The organism is Bradyrhizobium sp. LA6.1 (assembly GCF_040547805.1).
Lineage (GTDB): Bacteria > Pseudomonadota > Alphaproteobacteria > Rhizobiales > Xanthobacteraceae > Bradyrhizobium > Bradyrhizobium barranii.
Genome location: NZ_JBEPQK010000005.1, coordinates 255,989 through 281,767, shown reverse-complemented (window position 1 = coordinate 281,767; position 25,779 = coordinate 255,989). Strand labels below are relative to the sequence as shown.

Below are 25,779 nucleotides of genomic sequence, written 5' to 3'. Positions count from 1 at the left end.
CCTAGCCCACCCGGATGCGCGGATCGACGACGGCATAGAGGATGTCGGCAAGCAGCGAGCCGATCAGCACCATGGTCGCCGAGAACATCAGGATGCCCATCACCACGGGATAATCGCGGTAGCCGATGGAATCCAGGAACAGCCGGCCCATGCCGGGCCAGGTGAACACGGTCTCGGCGACCAGCGCACCGCCGAGCAGCGTCGGAAACTGGAGGCCGGCCACAGTGATCATCGGCAGCAGGGCGTTGCGCAGCGCGTGCACGGTGAGGATGCGCCATTCCGGCATGCCCTTGGCGCGCGCGGTTCGGATGTAGTCCTGGTTAATCACCTCGAGCATGGAGGAGCGCATGAAGCGACCCCACATCGCGGTCTCGACCAGCGCCAGCACCAGCGCCGGCGCAATCAGATGATGCAGCAGGTCGAGGAAGGAGCCATCGCCGACCGTTTGGCGATTGCCGGCCGGCAGCCAGCCGAGCTTCACCGAGAACACGTAGATGGTGACCAGGCCGAACCAGAAGGTCGGGATCGACAGCGCGATCATGGCGCCGACGGTCGCCAGCGTATCGAACAGCGAATAGCGGCGCAGCGCGCCTAGCACGCCGATCCAGCAGCCGAGCAAAACCGCGATGATCGTCGCCGTCGCCATCAGCTCCAGCGTGGCGCCGAGATGGGAGGAGATCACAGACAGCACCGCCTCGCCGTCGCGATAGGACTTGCCCCAATCGCCTCTCAGCATACGGCCGAACCAGTCGAGATACTGGATCGGCAACGGGCGATCGAGGCCGAGCTGCCTCGTGACGCGGTCGAGGTCCTCCTGCGTCATCTGCGCGGACGCCGCGTATTGCGACAGCGGACCGCCGGGGGCCAGATGCAGGATGGCAAACCCGATCGCGGAGACGATCACGAGCAGCATGATCGCCTGCGCCAGGCGGTTGACGACGTAACGGGCCATCTCAGGCGATCCAGCGAGCCTGAGGCATCAGGCCCAGTACCATTCGCGGATGTTCCAGCAATTGATGGACGTGTTGATGTTGGGACGGAAGCCCTGCAGCCCCTCCTTCACGCCCTCGGCGATAAAACCCTGGAACAGCGGCAGGATGGCGAGGTCGTTGCGGATCAGCTTTTGCAGATCGCCATAGGTCGTCTTGCGCTGGGCGAGATCGAACTGTCTGGCGCCCTCGGCAAGCAGACGATCGGCCTCGGCGCTGTTGTACTGATAGGTGTTGAAGCCACGGCCGCCCTTGGCAGGGATAGCGCCGGAGCCGAAGCGCGGCGTCACGTCGGGGTCGCTGCCGAGCATGAAGTTCACGGACACCAGCACCGAATTGAACTTCGACTGCTGCCAGAAATCGCCCCAGATCACGGCGGCCGGCATGTTGTTGACCCGCATCGCCGCGCCGATCGCGCGCCAGTCCTGGATCAGGAGCTGCTGGGTTTGCTCGCGCACCGCATTGCCCGACGTCGTCGAGTTGGTGAATTCGAGCTTGACCCCACCCTTCTCGCGGATGCCGCCGGAGCCCCGGGTCCATCCGGCCGCGTCGAGCAACGCGTTGGCCTTGGCCGGATCGTATTTGTGTTGCGGCAGGCCCTGCTGGAACGACCAGGCCTGTTGCGGCACGAAGCTCTCGGTCTGCGTCGGCAGGCCGTAGTTCAGCGCATCGATGATCGCCTGCTTGTTGATGGCAAGGTAGAGCGCCTCGCGCACCGCGCGATCGGCGAAGGGGCCGAATTCGAGATTGGGCGCGACGTGCTCCACCGACGACGTCGCGGAGACGAAGATCTTGCGGCCCTTCAGCGTCTTCGCCTCCTGCACGAAATTCGGCAAAATGCCTTGCAGGCCGGTGTAGTCGACCTGCCCCGTGCGGAACTGGGTGTAGAGGACGGTGAGGTCGGGGATGTATTTGAAGACCACGCGTTCGACGTAAGGTCCCTTGCCGTGGTAGCCGGCGTGGGCATTCAATTGAATGTGGTCGCCGGGCACGCGCTCGCCCCAGCGGAACGGCCCGGTGCCGACAGGCGCATTGTGGAACGGCGAGGCGTTCGGATCCGACAGCTTCTCCAGGATGTGCTTCGGCACGATGAAGGTGAGCGACAGGATCGACATGTAGGGCGAATAGGGAGCCTCCATCCGCCAGTGGATCTCGTCGGGCGCGACGACCTTGATGTCCTTGACGAGGTTGTGGCCGACGCGGTTGCGGACGCGGAAGTCGGGATTGTTGATCAGGTCCAGCGAGAACTTCACGTCCTCGGCCGTGAACGGCGTGCCGTCATGCCACTTCACGTCGCTGCGCAGCTTGATCTTCCAGGTCAGGCCATCGGCCGACAGGCCGCCATTCTCGATGGTCGGGACTTCGCGCGCGAGGTCGGGAACGAACTTGCCATCGGGCTCGATGAACCAGAGCGGCGAGAACACCTGCCACCAGATGCCCTGATCGACCTCGATGCCAGGCATCAGCGGATGGAAGACGGTCGGCTCCTGCGACAGCGCCGCGATCACCTGCCCGCGCGGCTTGTCCGGCGGATTGGTCGGGCGTTCGCTCTGCGCAAAGGCGTTGCCTGCAAGGGTCCATCCCGCCGCGGCACCCGCGCCGAGCTGGAAGAATTGTCGGCGATTCGGAATGCCGAGATGACGCAGTCCGCCAACGCCGAACTTGCCGGTGCTGTCTGCCATGACCAGTCTCCGTTCCCGCACACGGCACCGTCTCCCGCGCCCCCGAGACCCGGCAAAGGGACAGGAGTGGGCTTTAGTGCTTCTAAATTTTTCAGTCAAAAGTTCATCATGACTAAATACAGCTGTCAATCACATTGCTAGGATGCGCGACCTTTTCACGCCGCCGGCCATTCCGGCGGCGAGGCAATGCATGGGAGAGCGACATGGATGGTCGCGGCGAGACCAACAGCCCGAAGGACGCCCCGGCGATCGAGGCTGACGATGCGGTCGACCAGCGGCTCGGCGAAACCGTGCGGCTGCTGCGGCAGCGCGCCGGCCTCTCGATCCAGGACGTCGCCACCAAGACCGGGCTCTCCAACGGCATGATCAGCCAGCTCGAACGCGCGCGGGCCATGCCGTCGATACGGACGCTGCGCCTGCTCAGCATCGCGCTCGACGTTCCCATCTCCTATTTCTTCGAGACCACCGATCCCGCCGACGTGCAGCGCTACATCGTGCGCAAGAACAGCCGGCGCCTGTTGCGGCTCACCGCCAGCGGCGTCGTCAAGGAAGCGCTGACGCCGGCAGACGAGGGCCAGCTCGAACTCTACGAGCTGACGCTCAACCCCGGCGCCTCGTCCGGCACCGACTTCTTGCAGCACACCGGCGAGAAGGCCGGGTACATCCTGTCCGGCAGCCTGCGGCTGTGGCTCGACAACCAGGCTCATCTGCTCGAGGCCGGCGACAGTTTCCGCTTTCCGAGCATCGTGCCGCACATGTTCGACAACCCGACCCAGCAGGCCGCGCGTGTGATCTGGGTCACGACGCTGCGCCAGACCGATTCGCCGGCAGGTTGAGCGCGAGGAACGCCGGCGCCCCGCCGGAAATTGCCCCTCGACGCAGGCTCGCGGAGCCTGTAGCTGACGTGAAGCCGGAGCAATCTACAGCGCGAACGCGAGGGTCCCGCGATTGACGTCGCTGGTGTGAGACCATGAAACTCAGACCGCTTCTGACACTCGCGATGGCCGCGCAGGTCGCCGTGACCGCCGCGGCCCTCCTCGCCTCCTATGCCGGGACCGGGTTCGGCTTGGCCCAGGTCGTCGCTTTGCTGGTAAGCGGCGCCGTCGCGGTCCTGCTCGCACGGCTGTGCACGCGCGCGATCGAAACGGCGCAGGACAAACGCGCCGCCGCGCAACTGGCCGAGCAGGCCCAGGCCAGCGCACAGATGACCCAGGCCGTCATCAAGACCGCGCTCGACGCTTTCGTTCAGACCGATGCGAACGGCATCGTCCTGGAATGGAGTGTCCAGGCCGAGGCCCTCACCGGATGGACGCGCAAGGAGGCGCTCGGCGCCGACGTCGTCAACCTCCTCATCGCCGAGTCGCTCCGCGACGGCTTCAGGCAACGCATGATGCGGCTTTTGCCGGAACTGTCGGATACGCCGATCGGCATCCGGTTCGAAGCGACGCTGCTGCATCGGAACGGCGACCAGATCCTGATCGAGGCGTCGAGCACGGCGCTCCAGCTCGGCGGGCGCACCATCATCAACAATTTCGTCAAGGACGTCACCCAGAAGCGCGCCGCCGAGGAGCAGCTGATCCAGGCCCAGAAGATGGAGGCGGTCGGCCAGCTCACCGGCGGCATCGCGCACGAATTCAACAACATGCTCACCGTGATCACGGGCACGATCGAGATCCTCGCCGACGCCGTGAAGGACGACCCGCCGCTTGCGACCATCACCAAGCTGATCAGCGAGGCGGCCGATCGCGGCGCCGCGCTGACATCGAGCCTGCTGTCCTTTGCCCGCAAGCAGGCGCTCCAGCCGGCCGAGATCGACGTCAACGAACTGCTCGAAGAAGTGGCAAAGCTGCTGCTGGCGACCTTCGACAAGAAGATCGAGATCGTGTCCAGGCTCGACCGCAACGTCTGGCTGGCTTTCGCCGACCGCGGCCAACTGAGCGCAGCGCTGCTCAACCTCGCGATCAACGCCCGCGACGCGATGCTGGATGGCGGCAAGCTCACGCTGACGACGCGCAACGTGGTGTTCGGCGTGCGCGAGGCCGTGGCGGTGGGCGCCGGCTATGCCGGCGACTATGTCGAGATCGAGATCGCCGATACCGGCACGGGTATTTCGCAAGCCATTCTCGAACGCATCTTCGATCCGTTCTTCTCGACCAAGGATGTCGGCAAGGGCACCGGGCTCGGTCTCAGCATGGTGTTCGGTTTCGTCAAGCAGTCCGGCGGCGGCATCAAGGTCACTTCTGAAGAAGGCCGCGGCACGATTTTCACGATCTACCTGCCGAAGGCCGAGACCAGCACGCTCCGCCCCGCCGGCTATGACGAGCGCAAGGTGGTGGGCGGCACGGAGACCATCCTTTGCGTCGAGGATGATCGCGACGTCCGCCAATATGTCACCGTCCAGCTCGAAAGCCTCGGCTACAAGGTCATCTCCGCCGCCAACGCAACCGAAGCGCTCGCCATCGTGGCCGACGGCACGCCGTTCGATCTGCTCTTCACCGACATCGTGATGACCGGCGGCGTCAACGGACGCGAGCTCGCCGAACAGATGGTGGCTGCGCGGCCCTCGCTGCGGGTGCTGTTCACGTCGGGTTATGCCTACGATTCGCTGCACGCGCAGGGACGCGCCACCATGGGCGCGCCCCTGCTGGCAAAGCCGTACCGAAAAGCCGAGCTCGCGCGCATGCTGCGCCGCTCCCTCGACACCGCCGTCGACGCCGCGGGCGATCCGATCCCGACGCCGTACTCGGTGCAGGCTGATGTCGAGGGCTTTTTGCGCCGGCAGGCGGCTGAAGACAGCGGCACGACGCGATCGCGAAAATAGATGCCTGCCGCCTAGCTCATCCTTCGCCGCAGCGTTGCCGACGGCGTCTCGCCGAATTTTTCGCGGTAGGCCCCCGCCATGCGGCCGAGATGGGTGAAGCCGAGATCGAAGGCGATCTCGGTGATGGAGACATCCGGCGAAGCCTGCGCGAGCCGGGCGTGCAGAGCAGCGAGGCGCATGTCGAGCAGCATCTCCGAGATCGATACGCCGAAGTGGCGGCGGAAGCCGAGCTGGAGCGCGCGGACGCCGATCCCGGACGCGCAGGCGAGCTGCGCCAGGTCGAGCGGCTCACCGGCATTTTCCGCAAGATGATCCCGCGCGGCGCGCAGTGCACGCGGCAGACGCTCGGCTTGCCCCGAGAACCTCCTGATGGCATCCGACAGGCCATGCCGCCGGCCGTTGAGGAGATGATCGAGCAGCACCTCGCGCCAATCGCCCATCGCAACCGGTGAAAGCCTGCCGGACGGCCCGAGACGCTCGGCGAGCAGCATCAGCTCGGCAAGGCTGGTCCGCAGGGCCTGCCCCGCCGGGGCGTCGAGGTCGATCGCGGCATCAAACTCGACTGGGCCGGCCGCCCTGCCCGACAGCGACGCAGCGCGTTGCTCGACCATGCGACGGTCGAGCAGCAGGATCGCCTGCGCACAGTCGCTCCACATCATCCGGGTCGGGATGGTCGGCGACAGCAGCGACGCCATTCGGCCCGGCGCGGCATCGATTTCGCTGACGCCGGCACGAATGCGGGCGGTGCCGGTGAGCGGGACCTGCACCAGGAAGAAGCGCTCGAGGCAGCCGGGATCGATGCTCACCGACCCGCCATAGGCGACATAGTTGATGGAGAAGCCGTCGAACGCCGCGCAATTGTGCCGGGCGGAGAAACCGGGTCCGCGCGGCCGTACCGGCTCGAGATTGTGCGGGCAGAAGATGCGTCCGATCTGCTCTGCCGCTTCGTCGACATCGTCCGTGGTGACGCGGGCGAAGTCCGCAAGCCGTTCGGCTGCAGACGTTCTTGCGGTCATTTCCAGCACGGCTGCGGACATCATCGACCACGCTTCGCGTCACGGAATTGCTTTAAGCCTATAATGGTTCCTCGAACGCGGAAAGGGCCGCGTCGCAAAATCATCATGCTGCACGGCAACAGTCGCGTCCGGATTCGTTTAGCGGATAGACACCGACCGTCGACGGGTCGAAGCTCCATCCTCGCCGGAATCCATGAGGAGCGAGCCATGACTGCACTCGAAAAGGGCATAACCGCTGTTGGCACGGGCTATGGTGGCAAGAGCTGGAACATCCTTGGTCAGGTCTATTTTCCCAAGGCCGTCACAGATTCCACCTTCGCGTTCGAGACCAACAGCGAGCCCGGCCAGTTCGTGCCGGTGCACATCCATCCGACCCAGGACGAGTTCATCCTGGTGCAGGAAGGCACGCTCGACCTCAAGCTCGACGGCCAATGGGTCAAGGCCCATGCCGGGGATCTGGTGCGCATGCCGCGCGGCATCCCGCACGGCTATTTCAACAAGTCCGACAAGCCGTGCCGCGCGCTGTTCTGGGTCTCGCCGATGCAGAAGCTGGAGGCGCTGTTCAACCAGCTCCACAATCTGACCGACCCCGCCGAGGTCGTGCGCATCTCGGCGCTGCACGAGGTCGACTTCCTGCCGCCCGAGGCCAACGACTAGGCAGCGGCCTCCCCGTCCACTTTCATCTGCTTGCAGGTCCGCCGGCCGCGCATTGCGGCCGAACGTGGCCGCTTGCGCCCGAAACACATTGATCGCGAGGAATCCCATGGTCAGCCCCAAGCATGTCTGCGTGATCGGCGCCGGCGTCTCAGGCCTCGCCGCCGCAAAGGCGTTCTCCAGCCACGGCCACCGCGTCACCATCGTCGAGCGCAGTGCCGATCTCGGCGGCGTCTGGGAGCCGGCCCGCTCCTATCCTGACGTGCAGACCCAGAGCCCGAAGGAGCTCTACCGCTACACCGATCGCGCCATGCCGGACAGTTATCCGGAATGGCCCACCGGGCCGCAGGTCCATGCCTATCTCTGCGACTATGCGAAAAACTTTGGCCTCGATCACATGCTGCGCCTCAACACTGGGGTCGCCGGCATGGAGCGCCGCGCCGATGGCAAACCGGGCTGGACGCTCACGCTATCAGGCAAGGACGGCGCGACCACGAACGAGAATTTCGATTTCGTCGCGGTCTGCACCGGGCAGTTCAACGAGCCGCGCGAGCTGCATTGCCCGGGCGAGGACGGCTTTCTGGCGCAGGGCGGCCAGATCCTGCATTCGTCGACATACAGCGATCCGACGCTGGCGAAAGGGCGGCGCGTCGTCGTGCTCGGCGGCTCGAAGTCGGCGACCGACATCGCCGTGAACGCGGTGAAATCGGGCGCGCGCGAAGTCACCATCGTGATGCGCGAGCCGGTGTGGCGCATTCCCTATTTCATCGGCGGGCTCGTGAACTTCAAGCGCATCCTTTACATCCGCGCGCAGGAGGAGATGTTTCCGGGCTGGGGCGCGAGCTCCATGGCACGGCTCGCGCACCGCATCGCCGCGCCGCTGATCTGGGCGAACTGGCGCGGGCTGGAGAGCCTGCTGAAGGCGCAGCTCAAGCTGAACCGGTGCAAGATGGTGCCGAAGGAGCGGATCGAGGACGGCGTCAACTGCTCGGTGCCGATCGCAACGCCGGACTTCTACCCGATGGTCGCCGACGGCCGCATCAAGGCGGTGTTCGGCAGCTTCGACCACTATGAAGGCGACAGCATCGTGATGAGCGGCGGCGAGCGCGTCGCGGCCGACGTCGCCGTGCTCGCGATCGGCTACAAGCTCGGCGTGCCGTTCCTGCCCGAGGCCTATCGGCAGAAACTTGTCGATGCGGACGGGCAATACCGGCTCTACCGCCTGATCGCCAACCCTGATCTGCCGGAGATGGGCTTCGTCGGCTTCAACTCGTCGTTCTGCACCGTGCTCTGTGCCGATCTCGCGGCGAACTGGCTGGTGCGCTACGCCGACGGCCAGCTCGCAAACCAGCCGACGGCGCAAGCGATGCGCGACAACATCGAGATGATGCTGCACTTCAAGCGCGTCGAACGGCCGGCTGCCGGCGTCTATGGCGGCCTCTGCGTCGCGCCCTATCACTATCGCCATTTCGACGAGCTCATGGCCGATATCGGCGCCAAGAACCAGAAGCGCGGCGGGCTCGCCGGACACTTCCAGCCGCCGGATGCGGATGCCTATGCGAAATTCCTGGCCTCGGCGCAGGAGTACCGGGCCACAGCGTAAGGTCGGAGAACCCGGGCTGTGCGTGATTTGCAACTCGCCAGTCCGCGCGTTTGATGTTTACGATCCCGTGACCGACGAATCTCCGGCACATGGGAACCCGCCATGGGACGACGATGTCACGCCGCCATAGCCCTGGCGGTGCTTGGGCTGATCCTCACGACGTTCACAGTCGGCCGGGCACAAACGCTTAACGCGAAGCAATCGGAGGCGCTCGCCACCTACGATCGCGCGCTCGGCGATTTCAAATCCATCCTTGCCGAGCGGCGCCGACAGATCGAGGCGAAGGAGCCGCTGCCGAACCTGCCGGGACAGGCGCTCTATCTGGCACGCGTCGCTGTCATCAGTTCTTACAAGGATCTCACCGACGCCATGCCGTCGCGGATCGGCAAGCCCAACAAGTTCGAGATACCACCGGCCTATTTCGACGCCGACATCGAGCCGCTGATCGACGAATATTCAAAGCTGTTCGACGTCATGGAGGCGCCGCCCGCGGGCGCGCAGAACTCGGCGACGCCGTTCAAGGACGTCGTCGATCTCGCCACAGCGATCGCCCGCGCCAAGGGGCTTGCACCGCCTCACGCCGAAGCTGCGGGCCGGATCAGCCTCGGGCTATTCTTCGCCGAGACCAACGGCAAGCAGAATGTCCGCAACGGGCGCTCGAACACCTATATGGGCAGCTTCCAGACCGGCCCGTCCGAGGACCGCAACGGCCGCAGGAAGTGGGAGGCCATCAAGGGAGACATCGCGGCAGCCGACCCCGAATTGAGCGCGCGCGACGACAAGGAAGAGGCGCGCGCCCGCGGCACGGACTATCGCTTCAACCACTGGACCAACGTGCGCGACGGCCTGATGAACGCGCATGCGGAGGTCTTCCGGGAGATTCCGGGAATCGTGAAGACACTGCCCGACCCGATCGACCAGATGAAGCTGTTCGAGCTGATCCAGATCGTGCCGACCCCGACGCGGTCCGCGCTCAAGTCCGGCGATGTCCTGAATTACAGGGTGTCCAGCCCGACCATCATGAAGCACCTGCGCAACAACAGCATCTTCGCGTTTGGACAGTCCGACCGGGCGCGCAACTCGGCCAGCTTCCGGGAGATCCTCGCTGCGATGTGGCTGTTCAACCGCAAGTTCGAGCGCGCGATGGTGAAGTATTCGGAGATCAAGGGGCGCTGAGGACATACAGAAGGGCGACGCCCCGCGAGACTCAGCACAATTATAGATAGAGTGTGAGCTAGTTCATATCAGCGACCCCATGCCGGGCGTAGTTTTGCAAGGAGATGTCTCGCGTCCCGGCGCCAAAGCGTTGCGGGTTTCCGGACGTCGCGCCGAGCGAACATCTGTCAATCCATAGGAGGACAGGCCATGAAGTTCGCAGCACTGCTTTTTGTCTTCACTCTCGCCGCACTCACGACGACTGTTCCTGCAGATTCGGCCAACGCGTGCGCGCGCCCCTGCGGACACTATTGTTGCGGATAATCGGCGGAGAATTCCAATGCGCCCATTGGTCAAGTGGGGGGCATTAGTCGCGATCGTGAGCATCGCACCACTGGCATCCGTGGCCGCGATACATCTACGCACGCCCCCAAATAGGCTCAACGAAGCAATCACCGCTATCGGCTTTCACCCGATAACGCCACCGGTCCTCCTGCGCGCTCCAGGCTCCATCTATCATGTGGATTACGACATGCTGTGCGAAGTCTCGCCGGATCGGCTGGTCGGCGTCACTCGTACTTCATCTTCAGCGACCCAGGTCACTTCGGAGCTACGAAAGACACAGTATTCGCTCGACTCAAAAGTCGTGCGTTCGATTCAGTCACATACCGATGCAAAATTGGCAGAAGCTGTAAAGCTCGAGCTTGATGACGTTCAAGTGTTGGAAATCTCACTTGAAGATCTATCAATCATCGCGGAGGAGCTGTTCCGCCGCGAGTCCTGCGATCGGGAGGTGAAACGTTATCTGGAAAACGGGGAATACGTTTGCCAGGGACAGCGGGTTCTCAAGGCGTCGACGAAATACGTCGCGGCCTATGACAATTCAGCGGCGGGCTCCGTGGAGCAAACGACGGACTTGATAAGGAATAATTTCGATCCGACTGTCAGCATACAGGGCGGTCAGAGCCTCTCTGGAGCGAACCTCTATTATGGAATGAGACTGGCACCGCGGTGCCTGTCCCTCCAGGATGCCAAAAGGCAGCCACGGCCGCCGTCCTCGCTCTGGGACAGACTGGTCAATCACTTTCCTTCGCTTGAGTTCTTTTGAATACGGCCACGCGATCCGACACGGCGGCAGGAGTGTTCATGCAGGCGATGACTGACTTTTTCGCCGCATCCGCATCCCGGAATCATGCGTCGACACTCTAATTCGTCGGCACTCTAATTCTCCGCCTTGTAGCCGTCGATCAGTGTCTTCAGAAACGCGATGATGTCGGCTTCGTCCTGCTCTGTCATTGCCGGCTTGTCGCCGGGGTGGCGATCGAAGGGCGGATCGGTGACGTCGACATTGACATGATATTTTTGCGGCAGGTCGTCGTATTTCCGCATCGCGCCGTCGGCGCCGCGCGGAAAAATCTTTTCCGGATTGGTGTCGCGAAAATTGTAGAAATCCAGGACCTGCTCGAGGGTACTGAAAACGCCGTTATGGAAGAAGGCGTGGCGCGTCGCCGTGTTGCGCAGCGTCGGCGTCAGGAACATGCCGCAATATTGCGTCTGCTCGGGAATGTCGGTGCGCTGCGGGCCGCAGACGCCGAGATCGAAATGGCTGGGATCGCGATTGCCGGCGAGCGCGGCATTGCGCGGCGCGCCGAGCGCCTCGTATTGGTGGTCGGTGAACAGCGGCGGCAGGCCGTCGCGGGTCGGCGCCGAGGTGTGACAGCCGGCGCAATTGGCCTTATCAGGGTCGTTGAACATCTGCAGGCCGCGCAGCTCGCTTTCGGACAGTCGCGCCTTGCCCTCGAGCCAGTAGTCATACTTGCTAGTGTAGGGATGGAAGCTCACTTCCTCCACCTGATAGCGCGCCACCGCGAACATCGCCTCCGCGATCAGGAGCCGCTGATTTCTGAGCACGCCGGCGCCGAACAGCTCGACGAAGCGATTGGCGTAAGGCGCACGGCGCAGCTTGTCCGCGACGATCTCGACACTGCCGCCGTCCATCTCGTTGGGGTCGAGCAGCGGGAACAGCGCCTGGTCCTGGAGCGTGTCGGCGCGGCCGTCCCAGAACAGGCCGCCTTGCGGCACGATGTTCGCCGATGCGCCGCTGCCGCCGGCGGTCTTCGTCGTACGCGCGGCCTGCTGGCCGATCGCAGCCATCTGCGCGAGGTCGATGACGTTGTCGTCGTCGCCCTTGTCGGGGCCGATGCTGAAATTGGGGTGGCGATCGAGATAGGTCAGCGAGGGCACCGCGCGTGCGCCTTGCCGCGACAGGGCGGCGCCGCCGAGCATCACCGGCCCGTCGTTGGGCGGGCCGTAGGCGTGATCCGGGCTGTGGCAGGATGCGCAGGACAGCGCGCCGGACGACGACAGCGAGGCGTCGTAGAAGATCTCCTTGCCGAGCTGCGCCATCGCGGACAATGGCGTGACGGGCGGGCGCATGAGGCGAACCGGATTCGGGTTCGCGCCGAGCTGGCTCGTCTCCGCAAGTCCTTGCGTCCCGGCCGCAAAGACGGCGCCGGCCAGACAAAGCAGGCCGGCGCCGAGGAGCCACATGGTGCGGCTGTTCATCAAGCGTCCCGTCGGACTAGTGGTGGTGGTGCTCGTCCGGCGGGCTGGTGATCGCCGTGCCGGAGGTCGGATCGAGGAACAGCGCGTCGGTCCGGTAGTCATGGCTGTGATCCTGATCGAAGTCGAACAGGTCCATGATCGAGCCGGAGCTGGCGTCGAACGAGCCGCCACCGATACGCTGGCCGCGCAGCCAGTTGTCCTCGATGAACCGCACCACGGACGCCTGCGAGATGTAGGTGCTGCTCACGTGGTTGGTCCTGGCGTAGGGCGAGACCACGATGAACGGAATGCGCGTGCCCGGACCGCAACGGCCGTTCACCGGCTTGCCGGAGAGACCCTTCGGTGCCGGCTGCTTCTGCGGGCCGAGGCCGCACAGGCCCGGACCGTTGACCTGATCGGCGGTCGGATCGTAGGAGGCGGTCTTCGGCGCAACGTACTGGTGGTCGTACCAGCCGTCGGAGTCGTCATAGGTGATGATGACCGCGGTTTCGCGCCACTCCGGCTGCTTCTGGAGGAAGTTGATCAGCTCGACATTGCCGACCTGCTCGTCGAGCGGATCGGAGTTGCCGGCGTGACCGTCCTGGTAGGCCGACATCTTGATGTAGGAGACGGCCGGGAAATTGCCGGCCTTCACGGCGGCGTAGAAGTCCTCGAGGTCGTAGGCGTGGTTGGCCGGATCGACGGTCTTGCCACCCTTCTCGTAGGTGTGGCCGATCGCATCGACCGAACTCGGCCGCGCATGGGTCGGGTTGGCGGTCGACTTGTAGTACTGGAACCAGGCGTGGTGCGGGCTGTAGTCCACGATCGTGCCGTTCACGTTGCTGGAGAACGTGGTGCGCGCGCAGCCGGTGGTGCCGTTGGCATTCTTGAGCGTCAGGTCAAAGCCGCCCATGAAGCTGCCCCAGCTGATGCGCTCGTCGTTGAGCAGGTCGCCGATGTTCTTGCCTGTCATCAGCACGGTGCTGCTCGTGCTCGAGCAGGAATCGTAGGCCGGGTCGGTGTCGCCGATCAGCGTCAGGCCGCCCTGGCCGTCGGCGATCGACGCCGAGGTACCGACGATGTTCTGCGCGCCATTGGTCTGGCCGGAAATCACCGCGAGCGCGCCCTGCGTCGACGGACCGAAAGTGTCGGTCCAGGCATTGTCGCTCATGGCGAAGTGCTGGGCGTAGTTCCAGAAGGCGGTGGTGGTGTTGCCGTCGAAATAGCCCATGACCTGACCGTTGGTGCCGAACGCACCGGCGCCGCCGGCGGTGCCGCGGCCGGTGAATTTCGGAAACAGGTCTTCCTTGCCGTTGTCCACGGCCTGTTGCTCGGGCGTGTAGGAGTGGTTCTGCGAGCGCGTGTTGGCCTGGGTGCGGTCGAGGCGGAACGGATCCGTCGCGCCGGTGCCGTTGGCCGCGCTGTTGTTCGGATTGTTCACCAGCAAATGCGCGTTGGCGAGATTGTTGACCTTCGGCGTATGCGGCTTCGGCACGAAGGGGATCGAGCCCGACGGATTGGCCGCGTTCGGATAGGTCGCGAAGTAATGATCGAACGAGCGGTTCTCGTTGAAGATGATCACGAGATGCTTGATCGGCGTCTCGGTGTGGATGTCATGCGGATGACGGTGATGATCGCGGTCGTGATCGTGATCGTTGTCGCGACCTTGATCATGCCCGTGATCGCGGTCACGGCCGAAATCGTCCGCAAGGACGGGAAGCGTGCAGGCAAGCGCCGTCGCGGCCGCGACAATCGCAGCCGTCGTCAGTAGTCTCGATTTCATTTTTTTGACGCCCCGGAAATGAGGATGTTTACGATCAGAAATGTTCTAAACATCGCGAGTGACAGAGCCGTGTCAGTTTGACGCACGAGACACTTTGCGCAGTGGTCGAGCCATAATTTTTTATGCAGCCACCCGCTTCGGCCGTGCCGGAGCGCGTCTTGCCGTTTTATTCCAAGGGCGAAGGCAAAAATGATCGCGTTCAGATTGTTGCGCGATGCCCCCGGTTGCATTTAGCTTGACCGGACAAGAACAAAGTCTCAGGGGGAAACATGAAAGCCGCTGTTCGCAGGCGCACGCGCGATGTCGCGTCGGCTCTGGTCGCAACGTCCTTTGCCGGCTTTGCAAATTTCGCCGCTCATGCCGAGATCGTCGTCACCGCCAATGACGGCAAGATGATGCTGGAGAACGGCAATGCCGTGGTGCGCAAGCAGCCGCTCCCGGACACGGTCAGCGTCATCGATCTCACCGATGGTGCGCTGAAGCTTTTGGGCGAGGTGCCGGCACCCGCCAGCGTAGTCGGTCCGCCGCCGAGCGTCGCGATTGCGCCGGACGGCTCGCTTGCGCTGGTCACGGGGGCGATGAAGCTCGATCCCGCGGATACGACCAAGACGGTCCCCGACGACAAGCTCTCGGTGATCGACCTCAAATCCAGCCCGCCAAAGGTGCTCGCGACATTGCAGGCCGGCCCAGGCGCCGCCGGCGTCTCGATCAACCGTGCCGGCACGCTGGCTCTGGTTGCCAACCGCAGCGAAGGCACCGTCTCGGTCTTCGCGATCAGCGGCAATACGCTGACCGCAGGCGGGAAGATTCAACTCGGCGATGCCAAGTCCGGCCCCAGCCATGTGGTGTTCTCCCGCGACGGAGCCACCGCGCTGGTCACCCGCGACGGCGACAGCAAGATCTCGCTTCTGAGCGTGGACGGGACCAAGGTCGAATACACCAAGCGCGACCTCTCCGCCGGCATCCGCCCCTACGACATCGACCTCACCGGCAGCGCGGTGGCCGTCGTCGGCAATGTCGGTGCCAGCAGCGGCGACAGTGACACGATCAGTCTGATCGACATGACCGCCAAGCCGATCCGCGTCGTCACGACGGTTACCGTTGGACAGACACCTGAGGCCGTGAAGATGTCGCCGGACGGCAGCCATGTCGCCGTCACCGTCATGAACGGCTCGAACAAGCCATCGGCCTCGCCCTTCTTCAACGATTTCGGCCTGCTCAAAGTCTACAAGATCTCGGGCACCGACCTCACGCCGGTGGCGGAGGCCAAGATCGGCCATTGGTGCCAGGGCATGGTGTGGTCAAAGGACTCAAAACATGTCGTGGCGCAGTGCATGGTCGAGAACGAGCTGATCGCGTTCTCGTTCGACGGCAAGACGCTGACCAGGACGTCCACACTCAAGCTGCAGGTGAGCCCCGCAGGCATTCGCACCGCGGAGCCGTGAGTCAGCCCTAATAACGGGCGAAGCGCCGCGAGATGCCGTCAGAGCCGCTTGGTGAAATGGTAGCGGCGAATGCCACCACCTAGCGTCTTGTTGCTGGCGGCATCGGCGATCTCTTCGCGCACATTCTCGTATCCCGCGTTTCGATACAGCGTCAGCGCATCCTGCTGAAGTTCAGACGTGCTCAGCTGCAATTGCGGACGATTGCGGCGGCGGGACTCCTCTTCCGCAAACGCCAGCATCTTTCGCGCGATACCCCGGCGCCGCGCGCCGGGAGCAACGTACATGCGCCGTAACTCCATCGCGTGTTCGCCAGAGGCCTCCAGTCCAAACATGCCGACGATTTCATCGTCATCGACGGCGACCCAGAAACCGCCGCTCCGATCCGAATAATAATCGGCGAGACGATCTATCTCCTCCGCGAGGGAGCGGGTGATGTATCCTTCAAACGCCTCCGCCAAATGCACCGGCGCCAACAGGCGATTGACCTGGATGAACAGCTCGCGCACGGCGGCTGCATCGGCGGGCAAGAAAGCGCGGAACCGAATCTCGCTTGCCATGGAGGCGGCGCCGCTACTCAGTCCGGATCGGCGTGTCCTTCAGGCCGTTGTTGTCATAGGCCTTGCGCAAGGTGCCGTTCGTCGTGGCTTCCGTCATGAACCTGGAAACGAACGTCAGCGCCTGGGGATGACCGAGCGGGACGGCGACGGCCGTCACCGTTTTCTTGAAGGTCTCGTCCAGCACCTTCGTGCCCGGGATCTTCTGCGCCATCTTGTTGAGCTGGTCGCGCGACAGCGCGAAGGCGTCGATCTCGCCGCTCTTCAGGAAGCCGAAGATCTCGTCATAGGTCTGATAGCCCGTGACTTTCGCATTCTTCAGGTGCGCGATCGCGCCGCGCATGGTCGTGGTGGCATTGACGGCCGCGACCTTGATGCCGGGCAGGTCGAGGCTGGCGAAGTTGGTGACGGCTGAGCCGGGCTTGACGATGTAGGTGGCATCCGCGACCTCATAGATCGGGCCGAACATCATCTTGGTCTCGCGCTCGGGATCTTTTGGCAGCCAGGTGACGTCCCAGGTCCCCTTGCCGGCCGCGTCGGTGATCTGCCCGGAATTCTGGTGCACGACATATTCGACGGGCACGCCGAGTTGGCCGGCCATCTCCTTGCCGAGGTCGACCGGCACGCCGGCATAGCCGGCTTCGGTCTTGGTCGACCAGAACGCGCCGCCCGCCGGGCTGATCGCGATCGCGACCCGCAGCTTGCCGGTCGGCGCGATCTCGTCCTTCAGGCCATCGGCTAGCGCGGGCATGGCGACTGCCGCTGCGAAAACGAGGCCGGCAAGGGCCGCCTGGAGGGACGTGGGCATGTCATGTTCTCCTCACCTTTTCTTCTCTGCTTCTCGACCGCTTCGTTTCCGTCACTCGGCCTTTGACACAATTCTGGTCGATCATGCACCCGATGAAAAGCGGTTTGCCATGACAAACGTGTCAAAGGCCACTGCGCCATTTGCAGTGCAAGGCTGGTGACCGCCATGGCTATGGTGTTCCACGGCCGGGCATTTGTTGGTAGCCTGCCACACCGACAGACAATAATCGGGGGCCACCGAATGACCTGCGCGAATCCCGCTGATCTCGCACAACGGAACGGAGCGTGGAGAGATGTCGGGCGGGCACTCGTTGCCGCGGCGGCCGTGGTGGCGCTCGCCGGCTGCGAGGACAAGAACACGTTCGTGGCACCGCCGCCGCCGAAGGTGGACGTCGCCACGCCGGTACAGCGGGCCGTGACGCGCTATGTCGAAGCCACCGGCAACACCGCGCCGGTCAAGAGCGTCGATCTGGTGGCGCGCGTGCAGGGCTTCCTGCAATCGATCGACTATCAGGACGGCAGCTTCGTCAAGCAGGGCACCCAGCTTTTCTTAATCGAGCCTGAGACCTACAAGCTCAAGCTCGAGCAGGCGCAGGCGGCCGAGGTCGGTGCGCAGGCCACGCTCAAGCAGGCCGAGGCCGATTTCAAGCGGCAGGTCGACCTCGTGCAGCGCCAGGCTGTCTCGCAGGCGACTCTCGACACCTCGACATCCACCCGCGACAACGCCCAGGCCAGTCTCCAGCAAGCCCAGGTCAATACGAGGCTCGCCGAGGTCAATTACGGCTACACCAAGGTGAGCGCGCCGTTCGACGGCATCGTCAGCGCGCACCTGGTCTCGATCGGCGAGCTCGTCGGCGTCTCCTCCCCGACCCAGCTCGCAACCATTGTCGCGCTGGATCCGATCTGGGTGAACTTCACGGTCAGTGAGCAGGACGTCCTTCGCATCCGCGCCGAAGCGGCCCGTCGCGGGCTGACCGTGGCCGACCTCAAACAGTTGCCGATCCAGGTAGGCCTCCAGACCGAGACCGGCTATCCGCATGAAGGCCACCTCGACTACGTCTCGCCGACCCTCAATACATCAACGGGCACGCTCGCGGTACGCGGCGTCTTGCCCAACGACAAGCGAGCGCTGCTGCCCGGCTATTTCGTCCGGGTCCGGGTGCCCTTCGACCAGGACAAGAACGCCCTCCTCGTCCCCGACACCGCGCTCGGCAGCGACCAGGGCGGCCGCTATCTCCTGGTGGTCAACAGCGACAACATTGTCGAGCAGCGCAAGGTGCAGATCGGTCAGGTCGACAACGGCCTGCGCGTGATCGAAAGCGGCTTGAAGCCGGACGACCGCGTGGTGATCGCGGGGCTACTGCGCGTGATCCCGGGCCAGAAGATCGATCCGCAACCGACGAGGATCGACCAGCCGCAGGCGTCGGCCAAGTGAGGGGTCGCCAGCCATGATCTCGAAATTCTTCATCGAACGGCCGGTCCTCTCGAATGTCATCGCGCTTCTGATGATCCTGATCGGCGGCGTCGCGCTGTTCAACCTCGCGGTCGCGCAATATCCGGACGTGGTGCCGCCGACGGTGCAGGTCACCACGCGCTATCCCGGCGCCAGCGCCAAGACCGTGATCGACACCGTCGCGCTGCCGATCGAGCAGCAGGTCAACGGCGTCGAGGACATGCTCTACATGCAGTCCTACAGCGGCTCCGACGGCACCTATACGCTGACCGTGACCTTCAAGATCGGCACCGACCTCAACTTCGCACAGGTGCTGGTGCAGAACCGCGTCTCCAGCGCGCTGTCGCAGCTGCCGACCTCCGTGCAGAACCAGGGCGTCACCGTCCAGAAAAAATCGACATCGATCCTGCTGTTCGTGACGCTGACCTCGCCGGACAGGACGTTCGACAGCCTTTATCTGAGCAACTACGCCACCATCAACATCCGCGACGAGCTCTCGCGTCTGCCCGGCGTCGGCAACGTCACGGTGTTCGGCGCCGGCCAGTATTCGATGCGGGTGTGGCTCGATCCGAACAAGCTCCAGGTCCGCGGACTGATGCCGTCGGACGTCGTCACGGCGATCCAGCAGCAGAGCCAGCAGGTCTCGGCCGGCCAGGTCGGCGCGCCGCCGACGCCGCCGGGACAGGCGTTCCAGTACACGCTCAACGTCAACGGCCGGCTCGACGACACCACCCAGTTCGAGAACATCATCGTCAAGACCGGCACCAGTGGCGACGTCACGCGCGTGCGCGACGTCGGCTGGGTCGAATTGGGCGCGCAGACCTACAGCCAGATCTTCTCGCTGAACAATCAGCCGGCCACCGGCATCGGCGTGTTCCAGTCGCCTGGCGCCAACGCGCTCCAGGTCGAGCAGGCCGTCGAGAAGAAGATGGCGGAGCTTGCAAAGCGATTCCCCGAAGGCATCAAATACGACACGCCGTTCGACACCACCAAATTCGTCGAAGCCTCGGTGCACGAGGTCTACATGACGCTGATCGAGGCCGGCCTGCTGGTGCTGGTCGTGATCCTGGTGTTCTTGCAGGACTGGCGCGCAATGCTGGTGCCGGCGACCACCGTGCCCGTCACCATCATCGGCGCGTTCGCGGCGATGGCGGCGCTCGGCTTCACCATCAACATGTCGACGCTGTTCGCGATCGTGCTCGCGATCGGCATCGTCGTCGACGACGCCATCGTCGTGGTCGAAGGTGCCGCGCACAACATCGAGCAGGGCATGAACGGCCACGACGCCGCGATCAGGGCGATGGACCAGCTGTTCGCGCCGATCGTCGGCATCACACTGGTGCTGATCTCGGTGTTTTTGCCGGCATCGTTCCTCGCCGGCCTCACCGGGCGCATCTATTCGCAATTCGCGCTGGTGATCGCAGCGACCGCGCTGCTATCCGCCATCAACGCGGCCACGCTGAAGCCGACGCAATGCGCGCTCTGGCTGCGGCCGACGGTGCCGCCGGAGCAGCGCAATTTCTTCTACCGCGGCTTCAACGCCGTCTATAACCGTGTCGAGCGGGGCTACACGCGCCTCATCGGCGTGCTGTGCAGGAACAGCACGATCTCGGTCGCATTCGCACTGGTGCTGATCGGGATCGGCGGCTACGGCCTGTCGCGGGTGCCGACCGGCTTCCTGCCGATCGAGGACCAGGGCTATCTGATCGCCGCCGTGCAACTGCCCGACGGCGCTTCGCTGGAGCGGACCCAGACGGTGCTCGATAGGGCGAGCGAGCTGATCAAGGACACGCCTGGTGTCCAGCAGGTCATCACCATCGCCGGCATCTCCGCGCTCGACAACAGCGCCAGCCTTGCCAATGCCGGCGTCGCCTACATCATCCTGAAGGACTGGTCGGCGCGCAAAGGGCCCGGCGAGGATCTGCGTTCGCTGGTCTACGGGCTGAACGACAAGCTCGCGACCATCATGGAGGCGCGCACCCTGGTGCTGCCTCCGCCGCCGATCCAGGGCATCGGCAACGCGGCCGGCTTCTCGATGCAGATCGAACTGCGCGACGGCAACAGCGATTTTGCAAAGCTCCAAGCCATCACCGGCGCGATGGTTTCCAACGCCCAGAGCCAGAGCGCGCTGCAGCGCGTATCGTCTTCGTTCCGCTCGTCGGTGCCGCAGTTCAACGTCGAGATCGACCGCATCAAGACCCAGACGCTGCACGTCACCACCGATCAGGTGTTCGCGGCGCTGTCGACCTATCTCGGCTCGTCCTACGTCAATCAGTTCAACAAGTTCGGACGCGTGTTCCAGGTCTATACCCAGGCCGATCCGGCATTCCGCGTCACCGAGCGCGACATCGCCAACATGCAGGTACGCAACTCGAACGGCGACATGATCCCGATCGGCACCGTCGCCACGATCACGCCGGCCACCGGTCCGTCGCTGATCAGCCTCTACAACCTCTACCCTTCCTCGACCATCGTCGGCCTACCGGCGCAGGGCTACTCGTCCGGCCAGTCGCTGCAGCTGATGGAGGAGATCGCGGACAAGACGCTGCCGCCGGGCACCGGCTATGAGTGGACCGCGATGTCCTATCAGGAGAAGGCCGTCTCGAACCAGATCTACTGGGTGTTTGGCCTTGCCATGCTGCTGGTCTATCTCGTGCTCGCCGGCCAGTACGAGAGCTGGTACGCGCCGATCTCAGTGATCCTCGCGGTGCCGCTGTCGCTGATCGGGCCCATGCTGGTCCTCAACGCCTTGAAGATCGACAACAACCTCTATTGCCAGATCGGCCTGATCCTGCTGATCGCGCTGTCGGCCAAGAACGCGATCCTGATCGTCGAGGTCGGGCTCGAGCTGCATAACCGCGACGGCAAGCCGGTGCTGGAATCCGCGATCGAGGCGGCGCGCGCCCGTTTCCGCCCGATCCTGATGACGTCGTTCGCCTTCATCCTCGGTGTGGTGCCGCTGGTGATCGCGACCGGCGCCGGCGCCAGCGCCCGCAAGTCGATCGGCATCACCGTGTTCTCGGGCATGCTGGCCTCGACCTGCCTTGCGGTGCTGTTCGTGCCGGCCTTCTTCGTGGTGGTGCAGCGCTTCGAGAACTGGCGAGCGTCGAAGAAGGCGCCGAAGGCAAAGACGGTGGCCGAGGTGAAGCCGTAGTTTTTCCGCGCGGGCTGCCGACAAACAAAAAAGTCGAAAACAACCCCATGCACAGTAGAACGGCGTTGATGGCATTGGGGTTTTTGGAGCGTTCCAGTGCTTTGACACGTCGGGCAAAACACCGGCAGAATGGCATTGTGGGCGGGGTGCACGATGCGCCGGTCCATCCCCCGTCATTGCGAGCGCAGCGAAGCAATCCAGAGTCCCTCCGCGGAGGCAGTCTGGATTGCTTCGTCGCTACGCTCCTCGCAATGACGAGCGGAGAGAGCCCCGGCCTCACGCCGGCTGCGGCGTCCTGATCTCGCGCGGCAGGATGATCGCGGCGGCGATTGCGAGCAGGCAGAGCGCGGCGAAGGCGTGCAGCATGGTGACGAAGCCGCCCTGTTCGTAGAGCCAGGCGACCAGGCCGACGGAGGCGCCCGCGGCGGTGAAGCCGATGAAATAGCGCACCGCATAGGCGCGCGAGCGCCATTCCTCGCTGGTGTATTTGCCGACCATGGCATCGTTCACCGTGACCTGCCCGAACGCACCCATGACGATGCCGATCGAGACCAGGATCAGCGGCAGATTGGACAGGCTCGCGGCGAGATACAGAAACGGCGCCAGCATGAAGGACAGCGGCAGCGCCACCGTCTTCAGCGAATAGCGGTCGAGCAGCCGGCCGATCGTGTACTGGGTCATCGCGCCGAACACGTAGACGCAGGCGGCGATGACGCCGAGCAGCGCCGGGCTCTTGGTGAGGTCGGCAAGCCGTTCCGCGAACAGTTTTGGCAGCGCGACGGTGACCGCATTGAACGTGGTCGAGATCGCGATGACCACGATCAGCAGCGACAGGATCACGCGCCACATGTCTTTCTTCGCCACGCGCGCTTGAGCTGCCGCCTGCTTCGAGCCCTTGCGGTCCTCATGCACGACCATCATCGCAAAGGCGATGCCGATCAGGATCGTGACGACACCGGGCACGATGAAGGCAAAACGCCAGCCGAAATACTGGCCGATCACGCCGGTGACCAGCGCGGACGACGCAACGCCGAGATTGCCCCAGACGCCGTTGATCCCCATCTCGCGGCCGAGCCGGTCGGCATAGGACACGATCATCGCGGTGCCGACGGGGTGATAGATCGAGGCAAAAATGCCGATCGCGAACAGCGCCGCGCCAAGCTGAGCCGGGGTCTGCACGAAGCCGACCGAGATCATGGAAGCACCGATGCCGACGAAGAAGATCAGCATCATGTGGCGGCGGCTCCAGCGGTCCCCGAGCCAGCCGGTGAGCAGCGAGCCGGCGCCGAAGGCGACGAAGCCCGGCGTCGCATAGGGCAGAAGTTCCGAATAGGCCATGCCGAGCGCCGGCCCCATGATGATCACGGCGGCGGCGAAGATCAGCATCGCATAATGGTCGATGAAATGGCCTGCGTTGACGAAACTGATCACCCGGCTGGGGCTGTTCATTTCCCGAATCCTCTCCTGCTCCGAAATGAGTTATATGTCCTGGGCATGACGGGATGCTGCCAATGACTGTCTTGGAAACGCCAATCCTCCGGGAGGTCCGGAGCAACCATCGCTCGCCCGCGGGCGTGCACTTGGTCGCGCGCGACTATCCCAAGGGCATGCGGATCGATCTGCACATGCACCGCGAGGCGCAGCTGATCTATGCCGCCAAGGGCACGATGCAGGTGACGACACCCGGGGGACGCTGGCTGGTGCCGCCGGACCGCGCCGTCTGGGTGCCGGCCGGGCTCGAGCATGCCATCGACCTGCTCGCCGACATCGAGATGCGCACGCTGTATTTCGACCTGCCCTGGCTCAAGCGCGAGCAACGCTATGAGGGGCTGACCAAGGAATTCGTGGTGCGGGTATCACCGCTGCTCAACCAGGCGATCCTGGCGCTGTTCGACGCACGCAACACCGAGGAGCGGACCGAGCTGCTGGTCCGCCTGGTGATGCTGGAATTGCACCAGGCCGAGGATTCAGCGACCTTCGTGCCGCTGCCGCATGAGCCGCGCTGCCGGCGCGCCGCGATGATCGTGCTCGACGATCCCACCGGCCCGCACGACATCGACACGCTGGCGCGCGAAGTCGGAACCTCCGCGCGCACGCTGTCGCGCCTGTTCTCGACCGAGACGCAATTGAGCTTCAAGAGCTGGTGCCAGCGCGCAAGGGTTGCGGCAGCGATCCAGCGGCTGTCGACCGACCCCAATGTGTCGGTGAAGCAGCTCGCCACCCAGCTCGGCTATGCCAGCGTGCCGGCGTTTTCGGCAGCATTCCGTCAGGTGACGGGGCGGACCCCGACGGAGTTTGCGGGGAAATAGTCACGGTGTCGTCGCCCGGCTTGACCGGGCGACCCAGTATTGCAGAGACGGCCGTGATTGAGCCGAGAGGCCGCGGCGTACTGGATGCCCCGGTCAAGCCGGGGCATGACAGCTTTGGTGGCGCTCTCGCCCTCGCGGGGCATGACAGCTTTCCTGGTGGCGCATGGCACCACGAAAGATACAAAATTCCCCTGCTTGATTGTGATCGGCTTCCGCCTAAATCCCGTGTAAGCTTCCGCAGCGCACAAACCGGAATCGAAACGACCAGATGGCCAACGCCTTCTTCTCAGACCTGCTCGCCACCATCTCCGATCGCGGCCGCACGCTGCTGCGCCGCGGGGATTCCGACGACACCAAGCACGATGCCGACGGGCTGATCGAGCTCTGCGGTGCGCTGCTGTCGGGCCGGGGCGAAGCTTCGGGCACTGCCATGGCGCGTGAGGTGCTCGACATCTACCAGGAGCTGGATGCGGCAGGACGCCGCGCCTTCTTCGAAGCCCTGGTGCGCGATTTCGGCCCCGATCGCGAACGCCTGTCCAAGGCGATCGAAAAATGGCGCGCCAAGCCCAGTGACGAAGACGCGAGCTCGCTGCACTTCGCCTCCGAGCCGCGCCGGCAGGAGCTGATCCGCCGCCTCAACCGCGCGCCGGGCGGCACCGGCGATCTCGTCAACATGCGCGCCGATCTGCTCGGCATGATGAACGGGCACACCGATCTCGCCGCGCTCGATCGCGACGTCTCGCACCTTCTCTCGTCGTGGTTCAACAGGGGGTTTCTCGTGCTGCGCCGGATTGACTGGTCGACCCCGGCCAACATCCTCGAAAAGATCATTCGTTACGAAGCCGTGCACGAGATCAGCGACTGGGACGATCTGCGCCGCCGCATCGACCCGGTCGACCGGCGTTGCTACGCCTTCTTCCATCCCGCCATGGTCGACGAGCCCCTGATCTTCGTCGAGGTGGCGCTGACCGAGACGATCCCCGGTGCGATCGCGCCGCTGCTGGCGGTCGACCGCCAGCATCTGCCGATCGAGCGCGCGCGCACCGCGGTGTTCTATTCGATCTCCAACACCCAGCGCGGGCTTGGCGGCATCTCCTTCGGCAGCTTCCTGATCAAGCAGGTGGTCGAAGAGCTGCGCCGCGAGACGCCAAAACTCGACACCTTCGTGACGCTGTCGCCGGTGCCGGGCTTCATGCAATGGGTGAAGCAGGACAGGGACCTGCCGCTCTCGGACGAGGACCGCGAGGTGCTGAAGCGCCTCGACGATCCCAAATGGTTCGAGAACCCCGAGACGACGACGCTGCTCCGCACCGTGATCGAGCCGCTCGCGGCCTATTACTTCCTGAAGGCGCGCACGCCGAAGGGCAAGCTGATCGATTCCGTCGCCCGCTTCCATCTCGGCAACGGCGCACGGCTCGAGCGCATCAACTGGCTCGGCGACCTCTCGCCGAAAGGCGCGCGCGAGTCCGCCGGCGTGATGGTCAACTACCTCTACCGCCTCGACGACATCGAGAAGAACCACGAAGCCTACGCCAATGACGGCGAGGTCGTGGCGTCGAGCGCGGTGAAGAAGCTGCTGAAGGGCGAGGGACGACGGCTGCTGGATATGCGGTTGTCGTAGGGGCAATTGCGGTGTCATCGTCCGCGAAGGCGGACGATCCAGTATTCCAGAGGCCGGCGTTGGAGAAACTCGCTCTGACCACATCCGCCGCGGCGTACTGGATGCCCCGCCTGCGCGGGGCATGACAGCGGAGCGCGTCGGCGACTAGACACGCGGCTGTCCTAAGCGCTAGACGTTTCATCAGTTCCT

The 25,779-nt window shown here is 64.2% G+C and carries 19 protein-coding genes; 11 read left to right on the top strand and 8 right to left on the bottom strand.

What is annotated here, in order from left to right:
- Position 1 precedes the first annotated feature (1 nt).
- Positions 2-952 (bottom strand): ABC transporter permease, encoded by a 951-nt coding sequence (locus tag ABIB99_RS15110; RefSeq protein ID WP_063981450.1) that lies wholly within the window; start codon positions 950-952, stop codon positions 2-4.
- A 27-nt stretch (positions 953-979) separates the two neighbouring features.
- Positions 980-2,671 (bottom strand): peptide ABC transporter substrate-binding protein, encoded by a 1,692-nt coding sequence (locus ABIB99_RS15105; protein WP_063981449.1) that lies wholly within the window; start codon positions 2,669-2,671, stop codon positions 980-982.
- A 203-nt stretch (positions 2,672-2,874) separates the two neighbouring features.
- Here ABIB99_RS15105 and ABIB99_RS15100 point away from each other — a divergent pair, with 203 nt between their 5' ends.
- Together ABIB99_RS15100 and ABIB99_RS15095 are read left to right on the top strand one after the other, a co-directional pair.
- The gene (locus tag ABIB99_RS15100) at positions 2,875-3,507 is read left to right on the top strand and encodes a cupin domain-containing protein (protein WP_063981448.1); all 633 of its coding nucleotides are present in this window, start codon (positions 2,875-2,877) and stop codon (positions 3,505-3,507) included.
- A gap of 134 nt (positions 3,508-3,641) precedes the next feature.
- Positions 3,642-5,492: an ATP-binding protein gene (locus ABIB99_RS15095; RefSeq protein WP_354176384.1), complete on the top strand. Its 1,851-nt coding sequence runs from the start codon at positions 3,642-3,644 to the stop codon at positions 5,490-5,492.
- 11 nt (positions 5,493-5,503) lie between these two features.
- Here ABIB99_RS15095 and ABIB99_RS15090 read toward each other — a convergent pair whose 3' ends face one another.
- Positions 5,504-6,529, bottom strand: coding sequence for an AraC family transcriptional regulator (locus tag ABIB99_RS15090; protein ID WP_354131769.1), 1,026 nt, complete (start codon positions 6,527-6,529; stop codon positions 5,504-5,506).
- Positions 6,530-6,715: 186 nt separating this feature from the next.
- Between ABIB99_RS15090 and ABIB99_RS15085 the strand changes: the two genes are divergently transcribed.
- The 4 genes from ABIB99_RS15085 to ABIB99_RS15070 all read left to right on the top strand — a co-directional run bounded on the left by ABIB99_RS15085 (position 6,716) and on the right by ABIB99_RS15070 (position 11,028).
- The gene (locus ABIB99_RS15085; RefSeq protein ID WP_063981444.1) at positions 6,716-7,165 is read left to right on the top strand and encodes a cupin domain-containing protein; all 450 of its coding nucleotides are present in this window, start codon (positions 6,716-6,718) and stop codon (positions 7,163-7,165) included.
- Positions 7,166-7,253: 88 nt separating this feature from the next.
- A complete protein-coding gene (locus tag ABIB99_RS15080; RefSeq protein ID WP_354176383.1) occupies positions 7,254-8,765 on the top strand; it encodes a flavin-containing monooxygenase in 1,512 nt (503 codons plus the stop codon).
- A 102-nt stretch (positions 8,766-8,867) separates the two neighbouring features.
- Positions 8,868-9,941 carry a hypothetical protein gene (locus ABIB99_RS15075; RefSeq protein WP_354131747.1) on the top strand — a complete coding sequence of 358 codons (1,074 nt, stop codon included), beginning with the start codon at positions 8,868-8,870 and terminating at the stop codon, positions 9,939-9,941.
- 319 nt (positions 9,942-10,260) lie between these two features.
- Positions 10,261-11,028 carry a hypothetical protein gene (locus ABIB99_RS15070; protein ID WP_354176382.1) on the top strand — a complete coding sequence of 256 codons (768 nt, stop codon included), beginning with the start codon at positions 10,261-10,263 and terminating at the stop codon, positions 11,026-11,028.
- Positions 11,029-11,141: 113 nt separating this feature from the next.
- On the opposite strand, the gene ABIB99_RS15065 is transcribed toward ABIB99_RS15070, so the two are convergent.
- Together ABIB99_RS15065 and ABIB99_RS15060 are read right to left on the bottom strand one after the other, a co-directional pair.
- On the bottom strand, positions 11,142-12,485 hold the full coding sequence (locus ABIB99_RS15065) for a cytochrome-c peroxidase (RefSeq protein ID WP_354131748.1): 1,344 nt from the start codon (positions 12,483-12,485) through the stop codon (positions 11,142-11,144).
- A gap of 16 nt (positions 12,486-12,501) precedes the next feature.
- A complete protein-coding gene (locus ABIB99_RS15060) occupies positions 12,502-14,247 on the bottom strand; it encodes a phospholipase C (RefSeq protein ID WP_354131749.1) in 1,746 nt (581 codons plus the stop codon).
- Between the two features lie 269 nt (positions 14,248-14,516).
- On the opposite strand from ABIB99_RS15060, the gene ABIB99_RS15055 reads away from it, so the two are divergent.
- Positions 14,517-15,692 carry a beta-propeller fold lactonase family protein gene (locus ABIB99_RS15055; protein WP_354131750.1) on the top strand — a complete coding sequence of 392 codons (1,176 nt, stop codon included), beginning with the start codon at positions 14,517-14,519 and terminating at the stop codon, positions 15,690-15,692.
- A 38-nt stretch (positions 15,693-15,730) separates the two neighbouring features.
- Here ABIB99_RS15055 and ABIB99_RS15050 read toward each other — a convergent pair whose 3' ends face one another.
- Entirely contained in the window at positions 15,731-16,249 is a 519-nt protein-coding gene (locus tag ABIB99_RS15050; RefSeq protein ID WP_354176380.1) for a GNAT family N-acetyltransferase, read from the bottom strand.
- 13 nt (positions 16,250-16,262) lie between these two features.
- Positions 16,263-17,054, bottom strand: coding sequence for an ABC transporter substrate-binding protein (locus ABIB99_RS15045; RefSeq protein WP_354176379.1), 792 nt, complete (start codon positions 17,052-17,054; stop codon positions 16,263-16,265).
- Between the two features lie 240 nt (positions 17,055-17,294).
- Between ABIB99_RS15045 and ABIB99_RS15040 the strand changes: the two genes are divergently transcribed.
- Positions 17,295-18,488: an efflux RND transporter periplasmic adaptor subunit gene (locus ABIB99_RS15040; RefSeq protein WP_354176378.1), complete on the top strand. Its 1,194-nt coding sequence runs from the start codon at positions 17,295-17,297 to the stop codon at positions 18,486-18,488.
- A 13-nt stretch (positions 18,489-18,501) separates the two neighbouring features.
- Positions 18,502-21,660 (top strand): efflux RND transporter permease subunit, encoded by a 3,159-nt coding sequence (locus ABIB99_RS15035; protein WP_354176376.1) that lies wholly within the window; start codon positions 18,502-18,504, stop codon positions 21,658-21,660.
- Positions 21,661-21,936: 276 nt separating this feature from the next.
- On the opposite strand, the gene ABIB99_RS15030 is transcribed toward ABIB99_RS15035, so the two are convergent.
- Entirely contained in the window at positions 21,937-23,109 is a 1,173-nt protein-coding gene (locus tag ABIB99_RS15030) for an MFS transporter (protein ID WP_354176375.1), read from the bottom strand.
- A gap of 53 nt (positions 23,110-23,162) precedes the next feature.
- Here ABIB99_RS15030 and ABIB99_RS15025 point away from each other — a divergent pair, with 53 nt between their 5' ends.
- Complete coding sequence (locus ABIB99_RS15025; RefSeq protein ID WP_502917501.1) at positions 23,163-23,969, top strand: AraC family transcriptional regulator; 807 nt, start codon at positions 23,163-23,165, stop codon at positions 23,967-23,969.
- 268 nt (positions 23,970-24,237) lie between these two features.
- Complete coding sequence (locus ABIB99_RS15020; RefSeq protein WP_085405200.1) at positions 24,238-25,590, top strand: malonyl-CoA decarboxylase; 1,353 nt, start codon at positions 24,238-24,240, stop codon at positions 25,588-25,590.
- The last annotated feature ends 189 nt before the right edge of the window (positions 25,591-25,779 follow it).